Raw genomic sequence first — 15,254 nt, forward strand, 5'->3', positions numbered from 1 at the left:
CCAGCCGCGCCAGCGTCAATGGCGTCGCGCCGGCTGCAGTTCGGTGCGCGCATGGCGGCGCTGCCAGAACGTGTCCCGCTCCCAGCGCCGCTCCAGTCCATAAAAATAGTTGCGGTTGGTCCGGTACTGCTCGAAGCGCTCGGCCGCACCGGCGCCATACCCTGGCGCCAGCACGCCATCGGCGCCGAGCGCGGCATCGATCGCCGCTGCCGCCCGCAGGCCGTCGGACAAGGCTTTATGGATGCCCTGCGCCGCCAGCGGATCGTACACCGCGGCGGCATCGCCGACCGCCAGCCAGTGCGCTCCGGCGACGGCATCGAGCATGCCGCTGATGGCCGGGCGTATGCTCAGCGATCCGCGCAGGAAACGGCAGCCGTCGAGGCGGGCGGCGATATGCGCGGTGGCGAGCACCCGCACCAGCCAGGCGTCGTCGCCGCCCAGGCCATCGCGGCGCAGCAAGTCCGGATCGGTGGCGCAGGCCACCGCCAGGCGCGCATCGGGCAACTGCGCGGCATACCACCAGCCCGATGGCGCCGCTTCCAGCACGGTCAGCCTGGCGCTGGAACTGGCCGCGCCGGTGTCGAAAAAGCCATACGCGAACATCAGGCGGTCCAGGTACAGCTGGCGCGCGCCCGCGCGCCGGGCAAACGCGGCGCGCTGTCCGGTGGCGTCGACCACGATGCGCGCCTCCAGCACCGCGCCAGCGCCCTGCCGGTCCGCCAGCCGCAGCGCGAAACCGCCGCCGGCGAGCGGCGCGCACGCCTCGAAGCGGGACGGCAGGCAGCGCACCTGCGGGCGGGCGGCGGCCTGGTCCAGCAAGAAGGCATCGAAGCGGCGCCGGTCCAGATGCCAGCCCAGCGCGTTCGGACTGAGCAGGAAGTCATTGAAGCCCAGGATGGCGCTGCCCCACGCCGAGCAGCTGCCGAGGCAGCTTGCATGGCCTTGCTCCAGGAACGCGTCCAGCACGCCCAGCTGTTCCAGCACGAGGCGGGTGTCGGGCAACAGGGTCTCGCCGACCCTGGGCCCGGGCGCCACGCCGGGGTCGATCAGGCCGATGCGCCAGGCGGTGTTGCGCGCCAGCGCCAGCGCCGTCGCGCAGCCGGCCGGCCCGGCCCCCAGCACGGCGACGTCGCAGCGCTCCGGGCCAGTCAATGCACGCCTCCCATGCCAATGATCTTCCCGCCCGGATTGCGTTCGTGCCTGGCGCGCGGCGAGTGCAGGCGCACGCGCAGGGGCGCCGGGTTTAGCAGCGGACACTGGTTCAGGATCCAGCGGTGCACCACATCGCGGCAAGTGCCGCTGTTCGGCGCCGCCGCCGGCAGGCTGAACGCCGAGCCCATGGGGCCGGTGGGAGCGATCAGGCTCATGAAAAAGCGGCTGTCCTGCGGCCGGCCCGGCACGACCAGGCCGTTGACGGGCGAGGCCAGCGCCGCCATCAGGTCGCGCGTGCTTTGCTCGAACCACCAGGCCATCGAATGGATCACGCCGTGCGGGTCGGCCATCATGCCGGTGACGTGACCGGCGATACCGCGCTGCACCGGGCGCAGTTGGTCGACCAGCGCCGCCATCGCGAAGGCGGGCGAGAGCGGCGGCAAGACCGGCGGCGGCGCGGGATGGGCCAGCGCGGCGGTGTAATCGGCCCAGAGCGTGATTTCGTCATCGGTGAACACGCGGTACATCGGGCCGGTCTCGAAATTCATCAAGGCATGCATGCGGCTGCCGGCCCAGTCGCCGGGCGTGATCCAGCCGTGTTCCGCCAGCGCGTCGAGGAAACCGGGCGGGTCGGCGAACCACTCGTCGATGCGGCAGCCGCCCACCATCTTTTTCTGGTGGTTGCGGCTGCCGAAGGTCGTCTTGCGCTCGATCATGGACAGCATTTGCTGGCGCAGGGTGGGCGCTTGCGTGACCAGCTTGATCAGGTCTGCGCCGAAGCTGCCGATGCTGCCGAAGGCGACGAAGCCGTTCCAGATGCGGCGCCATGCGCGCTGCACCGCCTGCTCGCCTTCGCCAAGGTCGCGCACGCTTTGCAGATACAGCCGCACCGCCTCGGCGGCGCGCTGGCCGTGGCCGTTGACGGCGTTGTCGATGCCGATGTGCATGACATAAAAGTGCGGATCGATGCCGACATATTCCATCAGGTCGCGGGTCGGCTTCAGGTCGACCACTTGCCATTCCAGGTACAGGGTCATGCCGATCAGTTCCGGATAATAATCTTCCGAAAATTGCGAAATGGCCATCTGGAATGCCGGTACGCTGAAGGCGCTGTCGAGAAACATCGGATCGAAGGCGAACTCGCGCGAGTCGATCGGCTGCGGATAATAGCCGACCGAGGCGCACAGATCGCGGTAGATATTGCAATGGTTCATGGACACATTGCCATCGCCCATTTCATCCATCGACACCGAGTACAGCAGCGCGCGCACGGCGTCGATCGGACCGGTACGGCCGATGTTGCGCAGCCAGGCGCCGTCGATCAGGTTGAACGGCGCCCACTGGATGGTGTAGGTCACCATCGCGGCATAGGTGTTGAAATACTGGTCGCTGTTGCCCGGATCGACGGCGGCGGCATCGTCCACCATTTCCTGGTAAATCAGGTCGAGCCGCTCGCGCAACGCATCCTCGCTGTAGTCGAATGCCAGCAAGTCCGCCGAGGCGCGCTGCGGATCGGCGGCGAACAGCTCGGCCCAGGCCAGCCAGGCATCGACGTAGGCGCGCGCGTCGGGCAGCACTTCCGGATGCGCCGCCACGTTCATCAGCTGGTGGAACAGGCTGCGGGCGTCGAGCGTGCGGGCGTCTTTGGGCGCGGTCGCGCTGGCAAAGTTGGGAAACGGCACCACGGGCGTGAGTCCAGTATCGACCAGCTTGCTTTCCACTTCCAGGTACCAGCCATCGTCGAGCGCCAGCGCGCTGCCGTCGATCGCGCTCGCCTGCATGACCACGCCGATACGGTGCCAGTGATCGAGGATGTCCATCCGGCTCTGGTAGCGGCCCCAGTTTTCCGGCCGCTCGGAATCGGTGCCGGGGCCGCGCACCGACCAGCGTTGCGCGCCGAGCACGGCGACCTGTGGCGGCCGGTCCGGTTCCTGGGTATTGATATCGCCGGACGCTTCACTGCGCACGTCGGCCAGGGCGTAGACCGCCACCGGCCGTTGCGCCGGCCACGACCAGAACAGGGTGCGGTTGCCGGCCGGGTTGGGCGAGGGCAGGTGGGTGGCGCAGGAGTTATAGTCGGTGTGCCACGGGACCGCCATGAACTTGGACAGGTCGCCCGGCTCGAGCCCGTCCGCCTCGCGGTGGCGCGGCACATAGCCGACGCTCAGCACGGGCGCGCCGGTGCCGGGGCCGGCAGCGATCGCCGCGTAGTCCAGCGCGGCGGCGCGGATGCGGAACGGCCCGGCGCCGCAGCTGGCCCACGGTTGCAGGTAGATGGCCGCTTCGCGCATGGTGAAGGTGAGGTCGATGCCGGGACTGAAACGCCCGCCCAGGCAGTTGACCATGGTCGCCTTGTCGAGATACTCGCCGGCCCCCAGCGCCGGGCCGCTGCCGGCGACATAGTTGCCGCGCCCCTGGTTCCAGCGTTGCAGAAAAAAATACTGGGTCTGGCGCAGGGTCAGCATCGCGCTCTTGGCGTCGCCCAGGTGCAAAGGCATGCGCGTGGTGTCGGTTTGGCTGGAATCGAGCGGATTGCGGAAGATCGCGACCAGCCCGGCCAGGGCGGTGCTGGCCGGATCGTCCTCGGCGCGGATGGTGGCCAGGTTGCGGTGCGCCGACATGCCGCGCTCGCTCATGTTGACCGTCCATTGCTGCAGCGCCGCGCTGGTGAACATGGGGGCCAGCTGGTCGTCGAAGCTGGGCTTGTAGTCGCTCCGGTAAGTGCCGGTCTTGGCGTTGAAGATGGCCGGCGCCAGCGCCATCTTGCGCACCCAGCAGTCGTACACATCGTCCCACAGCGACACGATGTTCGGGATCTGGGGTGCGTAGGCCGGATCGGTGGTGGTGACCCAGGCGCCGTGCACCACGGCGTGGCTGCCGTCGTCGAACACCAGCGTGGCCGCTACCGGGCCGTCCGAGGTGTCGTCGAACCACTGGTCGTTATTCACATCGTCGTCCAGTGGCGTGGGAGCCGCTTGCGCCCAGCCGCTGGCGCGCCCGAAGCCGCCGACCACCAGCAGGCGGCCGCGCTCGTCGGTGAGCAGGCTGCCCAGGGTATCGATCGGGCCGGCGGGGCTGTCCATGCGCGCGAACGCGTCGCCCGGGAAGGACATCGGATAGCGCGCCAGCGCGACCACGCTGGCGCTGGCCGCATCGTAATACGAGGCCACGCTGGCCTTGTCGAAATGCACGGCACTGGCGCGCGCGCCCGCGATCGTGCGCGGACCGGGGTCGATGGTCAGCTTGCGGACCCGTTCCGGCAGGTTCAGGATGGCGATCTTGTCGGTCGAGTGCGACGCTTGCTGGAGTGGCAGCGCGGCATTGCGGATCGGCGGCAGCTGTCCCTTCTCGTAGCCATCGATGCCCGGCAGATGCGTCTCTTCGAGCACAAAGGTGTTGGCTTTCTTGTTGGCCAGGTGGACGGTCCAGATGATGTCGGTCACCGTCAAGCCCTCGATGCGCGTGCCGATCGCGACTTCGGTGCCGTCGCCGCGCGGCCAGCTCTCGCTGGCCTGGGGGGCGTAGTGGAAGATGCGAAAGCGCGCGGCCTGGCGCTTCAGGGCGCCTTGCGCATCGCGCAGGTCGCCGCTGCGCACCGGGTCGGCCTCGCTGCCAGCCCGGATCGGCAAACCGCCGCTCAGCACCTGGCCCGGGGCGATCGGAGCGCCGGCCATGGTCTCGGGGGCGATGACAAATTCCTCGCTATTGCCCACCCGCGCGACACCGACGGCAGGATGAATCCGGAACGCACTGTGCAGGGGCTGACTCGCTTTCATTGCTGTTCTCCCTCTCTGGATAGTTGGAATGGGACTGGCGTGCCGGCACCGGGGAGGCAGCGGGACGCTGACTGCGTATCACTATAGGAATGCGGGCGTCGATGGGGATGTTCTTGGAATGCAAGCCTGCGGGATGGCCATGCCGGCCGCCACGAAACACATCAGGCCAATGGCCGGCTGATCCGCTTCGACGAACATCGGGGCGCGCGTCGCCCCTTGCGCGTCAGAGGCTTGCGGATCGTTCGGGCCGGCCGGAATGTGTGGCATCGTCTTCCCCTCGAGGCGTGCTGCGTCCACGCCGCTGGTCTGTTTTCGGGTACCGAGCCATCCAACATACGCCATATCGCCAGTGCAAATCTCCCCAATAATCACAGTGCTGTAAATATATTAAGGAAATGCAAATTTGGCAGTTGAGCAGTCCGCAAACGACCAAACGCTGTATGGAAACAACAAGGGCCTTGATCCGGGGCTTGACGCAATCGCGATGGCGCAGGGAGGGGCGGGCCGGGATCAGAAGACGTCGAAGGGTTCCCTGCGTCCGCTGTAAATATGCCCCATGGCGCGCCGTTCGCGCCCGACCAGGGTGTCGACGAAGTGGGCCGGCTTTTTCATCTTCTTGAAGGTACTGAAACCGCGTTCGAGGAACTGGTGCAGGTCGGTCACGCCGGCCAGCCTGGCCGGCCCGCGCATCACCGACAAGGTCAGCGAAAGCAGGGGAATGCGCACCAGCGCGCACAGCGAATCGCCCAGCTGCTGCACCAGGTCGAGCTGGCGCGCGCGTTGCTCGGGTGCGGTGGCGCTGCGGTAGGCCAGCAGGTACGCGCTTTCGTCGAAGTCGGCGCCCAGCACGCGCGCCATGGCCGTATCGAGCTGTTCGGTCAGGGCGTCGAGCGCGATCGCGCCCGTGATCGTGTGCAGCGATTCGTAGGGCAACAGCCGCTGCAGGCTGGGGACCACGCGTTCCAGGTCGGCCTCGCGCCGCTCCAGGTCGTGCGCGCCATAGATATCGTTGAGGAAAAAAGCGGCCGCCTCGCGCGTGTCGGGCGCGGCCAGCAGGTCGGGGTGGGTGGCGGCCAGGCGGGCCGACTGGTAGCGCTTGAGCGCCGTGCGCGCCGCCTGCAGGGCCGGATCGCGGCGCGCCTGCTCGCGCCCGGCCGCCAGCAGGCGCAGATGGTGTTCGAGTTCGGCGGCCAGTTTGTCTTTATTCATTCGCTTTGTACCAGAAACGTCTAGACGGTTCACTCTAGTTTGTTGGATTTTATACCATCCCCTTTGGCGTACACTACCCCAAAAAATAGCATGGAAAACAAAGACATGGAGACCAAACGCAGAACCTTCCTCAAGGTCGGGGCGCTGGCCGCGCTGACCCTGGCGGCAGGCGGCGGCATTTACCGCTATACCCATCCCTCGCCGCTGGGCCGCTTTGCCCTCGACGGCGAAGCGCGCGCGGCCATCGACGCCATCGTACCGGCCATGCTGGCCGGGGCGCTGCCGGCCGACCCGGGCGCGCGCCTGGCCGCCGTGACGGCCACCACCGCGCGCGTGCACCAGGCCATCCTGGGCCTGCCGCTGGCTGCGCAAAAGGAAGTCCAGGACCTGTTCGGCCTGCTCTCGCTGGCGCCCGCGCGGCGCTTGCTGGCGGGCGTGTCGGGCGGCTGGGCCGGCGCCAGCGTCGAGCAGGTCGGCGTGTTCCTGCACGACTGGCGCTTTCACCGCATCGGCATGCTGCAAAGCGCCTACCACGCGCTGCATGACCTGATCATCGGTTCCTGGTATGCCGATCCGTCCAGCTGGGCCGGCATCGGCTATCCCGGTCCGATCAAGGAACTGGCATGAGTCCCATCCCCGATCCGATCGAAGCCGGCCTGGCGGCCGGCTGGAAAGTGATCGATGGCGCCCGCCTCGAGGCCGACCGCAGCATCCTTGCCGACGTGGTCATCATCGGCAGCGGCGCCGGGGGCGGCGTCAGCGCCGAGATCCTGGCGCTGGCCGGGCTCACGGTCGTCATCGTGGAGGAGGGCGCGCTCAAGTCCTCGAAAGACTTCAAGATGCGCGAAGCGGATGCCTATCCGGCGCTGTACCAGGAATCGGCCGCGCGCAAGACGCGCGACAAGGCCATCAACATCCTGCAAGGGCGCACCGTGGGCGGCTCGACCACCGTCAACTGGACCTCGAGCTTTCGCACCCCGGCCCCGACCCTGGCGTACTGGCAAAAGAACTTCGGCCTGGCCAGCTACAGCACCGAGGCGCTGGCGCCCTGGTTCGCGATGATGGAAGCGCGCCTGTCGGTGGGCGACTGGCAAGCCCCGCCCAACGAAAACAATGACCTGCTCAAGCGCGGCGCCGCACGCCTGGGCATTTCCTCGGGCGCGATCCGGCGCAACGTCAAGGGTTGCTGGAACCTGGGCTACTGCGGCATGGGTTGCCCGACCAATGCCAAGCAATCGATGCTGGTCACCACCATCCCGGCGGCGCTCAGCCACGGCGCCACCCTGCTCACGCATGCGCGCGCCCAGCGCCTGGTGTTCAAGGGCGACACGGTCGACAGCCTGGTGTGCGAAGCGATGGACGCGAGCGGGCTGGCCGCGAGCGGGCGCCTCGTCACGCTGCGCGCCAAACACTTCATCGTGGCCGGCGGGGCGATCAATTCGCCGGCCTTGCTGCTGCGCTCACGCGCGCCCAATCCCCACGGGCTGCTCGGCAGGCGCACCTTCCTGCATCCGACCGTGATCTCGGCCGCCATCTTCGCGCAGCGCGTGGACGGCTTCGCCGGCGCCCCGCAAACCATCTATTCCGACCACTTCCTGCAAACCGGCCCGATCGACGGGCCGATCGGCTACAAGCTCGAAGCGCCGCCCCTGCATCCGCTGCTGCTGTCGACCACCATGGCCGGCTTTGGCCAGGCGCATACCGACACCATGCGCCAGTTCCCCCATGTGCATGGCTTGCTGGCGCTGCTGCGCGACGGTTTCCATGGCGATGCCCCGGGCGGCAGCGTGGGCCTGACGCGCGAAGGCGCGCCGCTGCTCGATTATCCGCTGGGTGATTATCTGTGGGATGGCGTGCGCCGCGCCATGCTGTCGATGGCCGAAATCCAGTTCGCGGCCGGCGCCACCAGCGTGCAGCCGGTGCACGAACTGGCCGCACGCTATACCAGCTGGGAGGCCGCCAAAAAAGGCATCGCCGCGCTGCCGATGCGCGAGCACATCACGCGCATCGTCTCGGCGCACGTGATGGGCGGCTGCAGCATGTCCGACGACGAGCGGCGCGGGGTGGCCGGCGCGAATGGCCGCTACCACGGCGTGCGCAACCTGTCGGTGCACGACGGTTCGCTGTTCCCGACCTCGATCGGGGCCAATCCGCAGCTGTCGATCTATGCCATCACGGCGCGCCTGGCGAGCGAGCTGGCGCAGGAACTGAGCGGCAAGCCGGCCCCCCGGGTCGCGTGAAGGCGGCGCTGAGCACGCGCGCCCTGCTGCGCTCGCTGCTGCTGGTGCAGGCCGCGGCGGCGGGCGCCATCGGCTTGGCGGCGATGCGCTACGGCGGCCTGGCCTCGCCCTGGCTGGCGCTCGGCTGCGGGCTGGCAGCGGTGCTGCTGGTGCGCCTGCTGATCACTGCGAACAATTTCGTCATGACGGCGCGCTTTGCCAGCCCGACGCCGGCGCCGTTCCGGATCGGCCCCGGCGCCATGCTGCGCCTGTTCGCCGAGGAATTCATGGCGAGCATGCTGCAATCGTCGTGGTTCATGGTGCACGCGGTGGCGCGCCAGCGTATTTACCCTGGCAGCACTGCGCCGCCGGTGCTGCTGTTGCACGGTTACGGCTGCAACAGCGGCTACTGGGCGCACCTGGCACGGCATCTCGACGCGGCCCGCATCAGCCACGCCTCGCTCGACCTGGAGCCGCTGCTGGCCGGCATCGACGACTTCGTGCCGCTGGTGCGGCGCGCCGCCGATGCCCTGTGCGAAGCGAGCGGCGCGCAGCGCGTCATCATCGTGGCGCACAGCATGGGCGGCCTGGTGGCGCGCGCCTACCTGCGCGCGCACGGCAGCGCGCGCGTGGCCCATGTATTTACCATCGGTACGCCGCACCACGGCACCGTCCTGGCCGGCAAGGGCGTGGGCGTGAACGCCAGCCAGATGCAGCGCCAGGCCGGCGGCGAGGCTCTGGAAAGCGCCTGGCTGCGCGCGCTGGGCGCGAGCGAAAGCGCGGCCACGCGCGCCCTCATCACCTCCCTCTATACCCACCACGACAACATCGTGGCCCCGCAAACATCCAGCGTGCTGGAAGGGGCGCGCAATATCGCTTTCGGCGGCGTCGGCCATGTGGCGCTGTGCCGCAACGGGCGCGTGCTGGCGCGCCTCATGGATGAAATTGCCAAGCTATCCACACCGGCGGATATTCTTTAGCAAGCCCGGCAAAAGGCGTGATAGAGTCATTCAGCGTTGATTGTCATGGACAGTCCGATTTCTTGCTCGATAGTATTGGTGAGATTCTTGTTTTCGGAACATCGCCGGTGCGGGTTTTGTCGCCGAATAGCGACTGCTTGCGTCTCTGTCCCGTTGATAACGTCGTGCACAATTGCCTATCGGCGTAGGAATGTGTCAGGATGCAACAGACAAGCCCGGAATGCGATTCCACCAGTTGCACCAGTCCGGTTTAACCCAGGAGCGCAACAGTGTCCGCACGCATCCTCATCATCGAAGACAACACCACCAATATGGAATTGATGGTGTATTTGCTGAAGGCATTCGGCTATACCCCGTTGACGGCGTACGACGGCGTGAGCGGCGTCGATAGCGCGCGCGAGGCGATTCCCGACCTGATCATCTGCGACGTGCACCTGCCGCGCCTGGACGGCTACGGCGTGGTCGCGGCGCTCAAGGGCGATCCGGCGCTGGCCGCCATTCCGGTGCTGGCGGTGACCGCGCTGGCCATGGTGGGCGACCGCGAACGCTTGCTCGCCGCCGGCTTCGACGGCTATATCGGCAAACCGATCGAGCCCGACACTTTTGTGGCCCAGCTGGAAAGCTTTCTACCGCTGCTGGCGCCGTCCGAACCGGTGGCCAGTCCCGCCGAGGGCCATGCCGAGCCGGCCGGCGCGCCCGCCAGCGAAGCGCGCAGCGGTGAACAGGCCACGATCCTGATCGTCGACGACCATGTGCTCAACCGCGAATTCCTGATGACCCTGCTCGGCTACGGCGGCTACCGCCTGATCGAGGCCGCCGACGGGGTCGAAGGCTTGAAGATGGTGTATGCCGAGCGCCCCGACCTGATCATCTCCGACATCCTGATGCCGAACATGGATGGCTACGAATTCGTCATGCGCCTGCGCAAGGACCCGGCCATGGACGAGCTGCCGGTGATCTTTTACACCGCCACCTACCGCGAGCGCGAAGCGAACAAGATGGCGCAAGCCTGCGGGGTGCGCTGGGTGCTGCCCAAACCGTCGGACCCGGACGTGATCCTGCGCACCGTGCACGAAGCGCTCGGGATCACCGATCCGCCCATGCTGCCCGCGTTTTCGGTGCCGCAGGCCGAGCCGAACCGCATGCACCTGATCGATAACACGGTGGCCGAATGCCTGGTCGAAGTCGAGTCGAGCAGCAGCCAGGTCTTGTCGCGCATCGCCAGCCACGGCATGCCCGAGCCCTCGTACGACCTGGCGCAGATGACCGACCGGCTCTCCAGTTCCCTGTCCAGCCTGCAGGCGGTGAGCCTGCGCCTGACCGCCCTGATCGAACTGGGGATCGAGCTGGGGGCCGAACGCGATCCGACCGCGCTGCTCGAAATCGGCTGCCGCGTGGCGCAGAATGTCTGCGTGTCCAAATATGCCTGCATCGGCGTGCTCGATGAAGGCGCCGACGAACTGAGTTACTTTTCCTCGTGCGGCGAAAACCGCCAGGCGCGGGTGGTGGCCAGCACGCCGCGCGCCGGGGTGCTGGCCACCTTGCTCGACCAGCGCATCCCGGTGCGCATGGATAGCGTGGGCGGCGACCCGCGCACGATCGGGCTGCCGCAGAACCACCCGCCGGTGCATTCCTTCGTGGGCGTGCCGATCGCCGCGCGCGAACGCGTGCACGGCTGGCTGTACCTGGTCGACAAGCTCGGCGCCGACGGCTTTTCGGAAGTCGACGAGCGCGTGGTGGTGACGGTCAGTGCGCAGATCGCCGTCGCTTACGAAAACCTGCTGCTGTACGAAGAAATCAAGCGCCACCATGCCCAGCTGACCGCCGACATGACGGCGCGCATCCGCCTCGATGAGGATTTGCGGCGCTTTCGCACCGCGATGGATGCCACCGCCGACGCGATTTTCCTGATCGACCGTTCCGGCATGGCCTTCGTCGACGTCAACGCCACCGCCTGCCGCATGCTCGGCTTCGCGCGCGACGACTTCCTGGCGCTGTCGGCGCCGGCCCTGCCGGGCGAGGATGAAAACGACAAGCTGCGCCTCAAGGACCTGTACGACAAGCTGCTCTCGGGCGACCAGTCGGGCGCCATGGCCGAACTGCTGTTGCAGCGCAAGGATGGCTCGCCGCTGTCGGTCGAAGTGCAGCGCCGCACCCTGCGTTCCGGTTCGAGCTGGATCCTGGTGGCGGTGGCGCGCGATATCACCGAGCGCAAGGAAGCCGAACTGCGCCTGCTGAAACTGGCCCATTTCGATACCCTGACCGGGCTGCCGAACCGCAGCCAGTTCTATTCCTCGCTCACGCGCGCGCTGGAGCAGGCGGGCGAGCACCGCTGGGCGGTGGGGGTGCTGTTCCTCGATGTCGACCGCTTCAAGACCGTCAACGACACGCTCGGCCACCCGATCGGCGACGAGCTGCTGCGCCAGTTCGCCAGCCGCCTGGTCGACTGCCTGCGCGTGCGCGACACCATCGGGCGCTTCGGCGGCGACGAATTCGCGGCCATCCTGATGCTGCCCGAAGGCCCGCAGACGGCCATCGCGGTGGTCGACAAGATCCGCGAAACGCTGCGCCGCCCGTTCGACCTGGAAGGGCACGAAGTGACCGTCACGGCCAGCATCGGCATCACCGTGTATCCGGACGATGGCCTCGATGCCGACACCCTGATCAAGTATGCCGACACGGCCATGTACCGCGCCAAGGAAGCCGGGCGCGATGCGTTCCGCTTCTTTACGGCGGAGATGAACGCGCAGTCGCTGGCGCGCCTGGACCTGGAAAATGCGCTGCGGCGCGCCATCGACAATGGCGAATTCGTACTGTTCTACCAGCCCAAGGTGCATATCGGGTCGGGCCGCATCAGCGGCGCCGAAGCGCTGATCCGCTGGAAGCGGCCGGGCCACGGCATGGTCTCGCCCGGACTGTTCATCCCGATCCTGGAAGAGACCGGCCTGATCGTGCGGGTCGGCACCTGGGTGTTGAATGAAGCGTGCCGCAAGATCAGCGAGTGGGGCAAGAGCAAGATCGGGCCGGTGCACCTGTCGGTGAACGTGTCGGGCATCCAGTTTTTCGTCGGCGGCCTGGAACAGGAAGTGCTCAATGCGATCAAGGTGCACGACATCGCGCCCGAACTGCTGGAACTCGAACTGACCGAAAGCTCGCTGATGTCGAACGCGGAAGACACCATCACCGTGCTGCGCAATCTCAAGGCGCTGGGGATCCAGATTTCGATCGACGATTTCGGTACCGGCTATTCCAGCCTGGCGTACCTGAAGCGCTTCCCGATCGACAAACTGAAGATCGACATCGCGTTCGTGCGCGAAGTGACCAGCAATCCCGACGATGCGGCCATCGTGCTGGCCATCATCAACATGGCGCACAGCCTGAAACTGCAGGTGATCGCCGAGGGCGTGGAAAAGGATGCGCAACTGGCTTACCTGCGCCGCCACGGCTGCGACGAGATGCAGGGCTACTACTTCAGCCGCCCGCTGCCGGAAGACGAATTCGAGCAAATGCTCAGCGAGGGCAAGTACCTGATGCCGCCGCTCGACGAATCGCTGGTCAACCAGCAAACCCTGCTCATCGTCGACGACGACGCCTTCATGCTCGACGTGCTGTCGGACTTCCTGGCGCAGGACGGCTACCGCATCCTGACCGCGCAGACGGCGGCCGAAGGCTTCGACATCCTGGCGCGCCACAAGGTGCAGGTGATCCTGTGCGACCAGTGCATGCCGCTCATGAGCGGGACCGAATTCATGGAGCGGGTCAAGAACCTGTGCCCGGACACCTTCCGCATCATGCTGTCGGCGTATTCGGACCTGACCCCGATCATGGCGGCGATCAACCATGGAGCGATCGACCGCTTCTACACCAAACCGTGGAAGGGCGCGGTGCTGCGCGAGAATATTCGCGAAGGCTTCCGCCTGCATCACCAGATGCACGGGCGCCAGGCTGCCTGAGCGGGGGCGGGGGCGGGGTGCCCGCCGTCTCGAAAATCTCCGGCGCCGGGAACGCATGATACGATTGCGCTTCGATCAACCCGGTTTTCGCGCAAGAGAGATTGATGCAAACAGAGATTGCTGCCGATATCGCCGCCATTGAGGCGATTTCCTCAGTTCCGACAATCCTCGAAGCGGTGGCCGCGATCACCGGCTTGCGCTTTGTCTGCATCGCGCGCGTGAGCGCCGATGCGTGGACCACGTGCGCCGTGCTCGACCGGCTCGGATTCGGCCTCAAGGCCGGCGACGGCCTCGACCTGGCCACCACCCTGTGCCAAGAAGTGCGCGACAGCGGCCGCCCCGTCATCATCGACAATGTCAGCGCCGATGCGCGCTACCGCGACCACCATACGCCGCGCATCTACGGCTTCCAGAGCTATATTTCGCTGCCGATCCAGCGCGCGGACGGCAGCTATTTCGGCACCCTGTGCGGGCTCGATCCGCTGCCGGCGGACTTGTCGAACACGGCCACCGTGGCGAGCATGGGCCTGTTCGCCCAGCTCATATCCAAGCACCTCGAAAGTGAACTGAAACTGAGCGAATCGCAATCCGCGCTGCTGAGCGAACGCGATACCTCGGAGCTGCGCGAGCAGTTCATTGCCGTGCTGGGACATGACTTGCGCACGCCGCTGTCGTCGATCCTGCTGGGCGCCGAACTGCTCAAGCGCGAGCCGCTCAGCGCACAGGCCGCGGGCGTGGTCGAGCGCATGCGGCGCAGCGCACTGCGCATGTCGACCCTGGTCAACGATGTCATGGATTTCACGCGCGGGCGCATGGGCGGCGGCATTGCGCTCAATTTGCATAGCGACGCCGGCCTGCAGCAGTCGCTCGAACAGGTGGTGGCCGAGTTGCAGGGCGCCTATCCGGAACACCGTATCGCACAAGACATCGACGTGCCGGGCTGCGTGTATTGCGATAGTGGGCGCATCCAGCAATTGCTGTCGAACCTGCTCAAGAACGCGCTGGTGCACGGTGCGCGCGAGGAAGCGGTGCTGGTGCGCGCCATTGCACGCGGCGGCGAGCTGGAAATCTCGGTGGCCAATGGCGGGCCGGCCATCGCGCCGGCCACCATCGGACAATTGTTCAAGCCGTTCTGGCGCGCCGCCGGCCACGCCGCCAGCGAAGGCCTGGGACTGGGTTTGTTCATCGTGTCCGAAATCGCCCGTTCGCATGGCGGCACGCTGGAAGTGACATCCGAAAACGGCGCCACGCGCTTTACGTTCCGCATGCGCGCCGGCGAGCCGGTCGAGCGGCGCACGGTCGTGCGCGCATGAGGGCGGCGTTGCTGGCCCTGCTGCTGGTGGCGGGCGCCGGGCATATGGGTGCCGGGCAGGCGGCCGTGGAGACGCGGGTCCCGGCCGAGGCCGAGCTCAAATCGTTCCATGCCTACTACCAGAAGCGCTTTCCCGAGAATCACAGCGCGCAGCCAGCCTTCGCGGTCACGCGCGCGGGCGCCGGCGCGCCATGGCAGGTGACGGCCACGGTGCTCATGGCCCCGCGGCGCGCTCTCAAGCTGCTGTGCCGCATGCAGCGCATCGATTTTGCCTACGCGCCCGACAAAGGCGAGTGGGGCGGCGGCGAACGCGTGCGCCAGTTCGTCTGGCTCGACCGCGCCAGCGGCTGCGTGCCGCCGGCCAGGCCGGTGGCGCTGTTGCAGCGCATGCCGGATACGGAACTGGTCGGCGTGCTGGCGCAGCAGGGCAAGCTGCTGGACAAGGCACGCCTGCTGCTGGCCGGGAACACCGGCTGCGCGCGCCAGCGTTCGGCGCCGTTCGAGCTGCACGCAATCGATGTCGGCGCGAGCGGCGAGGGCAGCGAAGAAATGGTGGCGCTGGTGTTCCGCAGCGCGCGCGATGGCGACGCCACCATCTGGGCGCGCCGCACCGGCGCCGACTACGATGCGTGGAACGCGAACTGCCGCTGACG

10 protein-coding genes are annotated in these 15,254 nt (G+C 67.2%); 6 read left to right on the forward strand and 4 right to left on the reverse strand.

Annotation, left to right across the window (positions count from 1 at the left end):
• Nucleotides 1-15: 15 nt before the first annotated feature.
• The 4 genes from PO883_RS13875 to PO883_RS13890 all read right to left on the reverse strand — a co-directional run bounded on the left by PO883_RS13875 (nucleotide 16) and on the right by PO883_RS13890 (nucleotide 6,137).
• The gene (locus PO883_RS13875; RefSeq protein WP_289310292.1) at nucleotides 16-1,152 is read right to left on the reverse strand and encodes an NAD(P)/FAD-dependent oxidoreductase; all 1,137 of its coding nucleotides are present in this window, start codon (nucleotides 1,150-1,152) and stop codon (nucleotides 16-18) included.
• Nucleotides 1,149-4,928, reverse strand: coding sequence for a LodA/GoxA family CTQ-dependent oxidase (locus tag PO883_RS13880; protein WP_289310293.1), 3,780 nt, complete (start codon nucleotides 4,926-4,928; stop codon nucleotides 1,149-1,151). Before PO883_RS13880 ends, PO883_RS13875 begins: the two co-directional genes overlap by 4 nt.
• Nucleotides 4,929-5,009: 81 nt before the next feature.
• Entirely contained in the window at nucleotides 5,010-5,195 is a 186-nt protein-coding gene (locus tag PO883_RS13885; RefSeq protein WP_289310294.1) for a hypothetical protein, read from the reverse strand.
• 243 nt (nucleotides 5,196-5,438) lie between these two features.
• Nucleotides 5,439-6,137 (reverse strand): hypothetical protein, encoded by a 699-nt coding sequence (locus PO883_RS13890; RefSeq protein ID WP_289310295.1) that lies wholly within the window; start codon nucleotides 6,135-6,137, stop codon nucleotides 5,439-5,441.
• 90 nt (nucleotides 6,138-6,227) lie between these two features.
• Here PO883_RS13890 and PO883_RS13895 point away from each other — a divergent pair, with 90 nt between their 5' ends.
• The 6 genes from PO883_RS13895 to PO883_RS13920 all read left to right on the forward strand — a co-directional run bounded on the left by PO883_RS13895 (nucleotide 6,228) and on the right by PO883_RS13920 (nucleotide 15,252).
• Nucleotides 6,228-6,764, forward strand: coding sequence for a hypothetical protein (locus tag PO883_RS13895; RefSeq protein WP_289310296.1), 537 nt, complete (start codon nucleotides 6,228-6,230; stop codon nucleotides 6,762-6,764).
• Nucleotides 6,761-8,377, forward strand: a complete 1,617-nt coding sequence (locus tag PO883_RS13900; protein ID WP_289310297.1) for a GMC family oxidoreductase — start codon at nucleotides 6,761-6,763, stop codon at nucleotides 8,375-8,377. The genes PO883_RS13895 and PO883_RS13900 overlap by 4 nt, the downstream gene beginning before the upstream one ends.
• A complete protein-coding gene (locus tag PO883_RS13905; protein WP_289310298.1) occupies nucleotides 8,374-9,336 on the forward strand; it encodes an alpha/beta fold hydrolase in 963 nt (320 codons plus the stop codon). Before PO883_RS13900 ends, PO883_RS13905 begins: the two co-directional genes overlap by 4 nt.
• A 269-nt stretch (nucleotides 9,337-9,605) precedes the next feature.
• Complete coding sequence (locus tag PO883_RS13910; protein WP_289310299.1) at nucleotides 9,606-13,289, forward strand: EAL domain-containing protein; 3,684 nt, start codon at nucleotides 9,606-9,608, stop codon at nucleotides 13,287-13,289.
• Between the two features lie 104 nt (nucleotides 13,290-13,393).
• Complete coding sequence (locus PO883_RS13915; RefSeq protein WP_289310300.1) at nucleotides 13,394-14,602, forward strand: GAF domain-containing sensor histidine kinase; 1,209 nt, start codon at nucleotides 13,394-13,396, stop codon at nucleotides 14,600-14,602.
• Nucleotides 14,599-15,252 carry a hypothetical protein gene (locus tag PO883_RS13920; RefSeq protein WP_289310301.1) on the forward strand — a complete coding sequence of 218 codons (654 nt, stop codon included), beginning with the start codon at nucleotides 14,599-14,601 and terminating at the stop codon, nucleotides 15,250-15,252. Before PO883_RS13915 ends, PO883_RS13920 begins: the two co-directional genes overlap by 4 nt.
• Nucleotides 15,253-15,254 lie beyond the last annotated feature (2 nt).

Source organism: Massilia sp. DJPM01 (assembly GCF_030348125.1).
Taxonomy (GTDB): domain Bacteria; phylum Pseudomonadota; class Gammaproteobacteria; order Burkholderiales; family Burkholderiaceae_D; genus Telluria_A; species Telluria_A frigida.

Excerpts from the sequence above, each read along its gene's own strand:
- PO883_RS13880 (WP_289310293.1), bottom strand. The coding sequence starts at position 4,928 with ATGAAAGCGAGTCAGCCCCTGCACAGTGCGTTCCGGATTCATCCTGCC.
- PO883_RS13885 (WP_289310294.1), bottom strand. The coding sequence starts at position 5,195 with ATGCCACACATTCCGGCCGGCCCGAACGATCCGCAAGCCTCTGACGCG.
- PO883_RS13890 (WP_289310295.1), bottom strand. The coding sequence starts at position 6,137 with ATGAATAAAGACAAACTGGCCGCCGAACTCGAACACCATCTGCGCCTG.
- PO883_RS13895 (WP_289310296.1), top strand. The coding sequence starts at position 6,228 with ATGGAAAACAAAGACATGGAGACCAAACGCAGAACCTTCCTCAAGGTC.
- PO883_RS13900 (WP_289310297.1), top strand. The coding sequence starts at position 6,761 with ATGAGTCCCATCCCCGATCCGATCGAAGCCGGCCTGGCGGCCGGCTGG.
- PO883_RS13915 (WP_289310300.1), top strand. The coding sequence starts at position 13,394 with ATGCAAACAGAGATTGCTGCCGATATCGCCGCCATTGAGGCGATTTCC.
- PO883_RS13920 (WP_289310301.1), top strand. The coding sequence starts at position 14,599 with ATGAGGGCGGCGTTGCTGGCCCTGCTGCTGGTGGCGGGCGCCGGGCAT.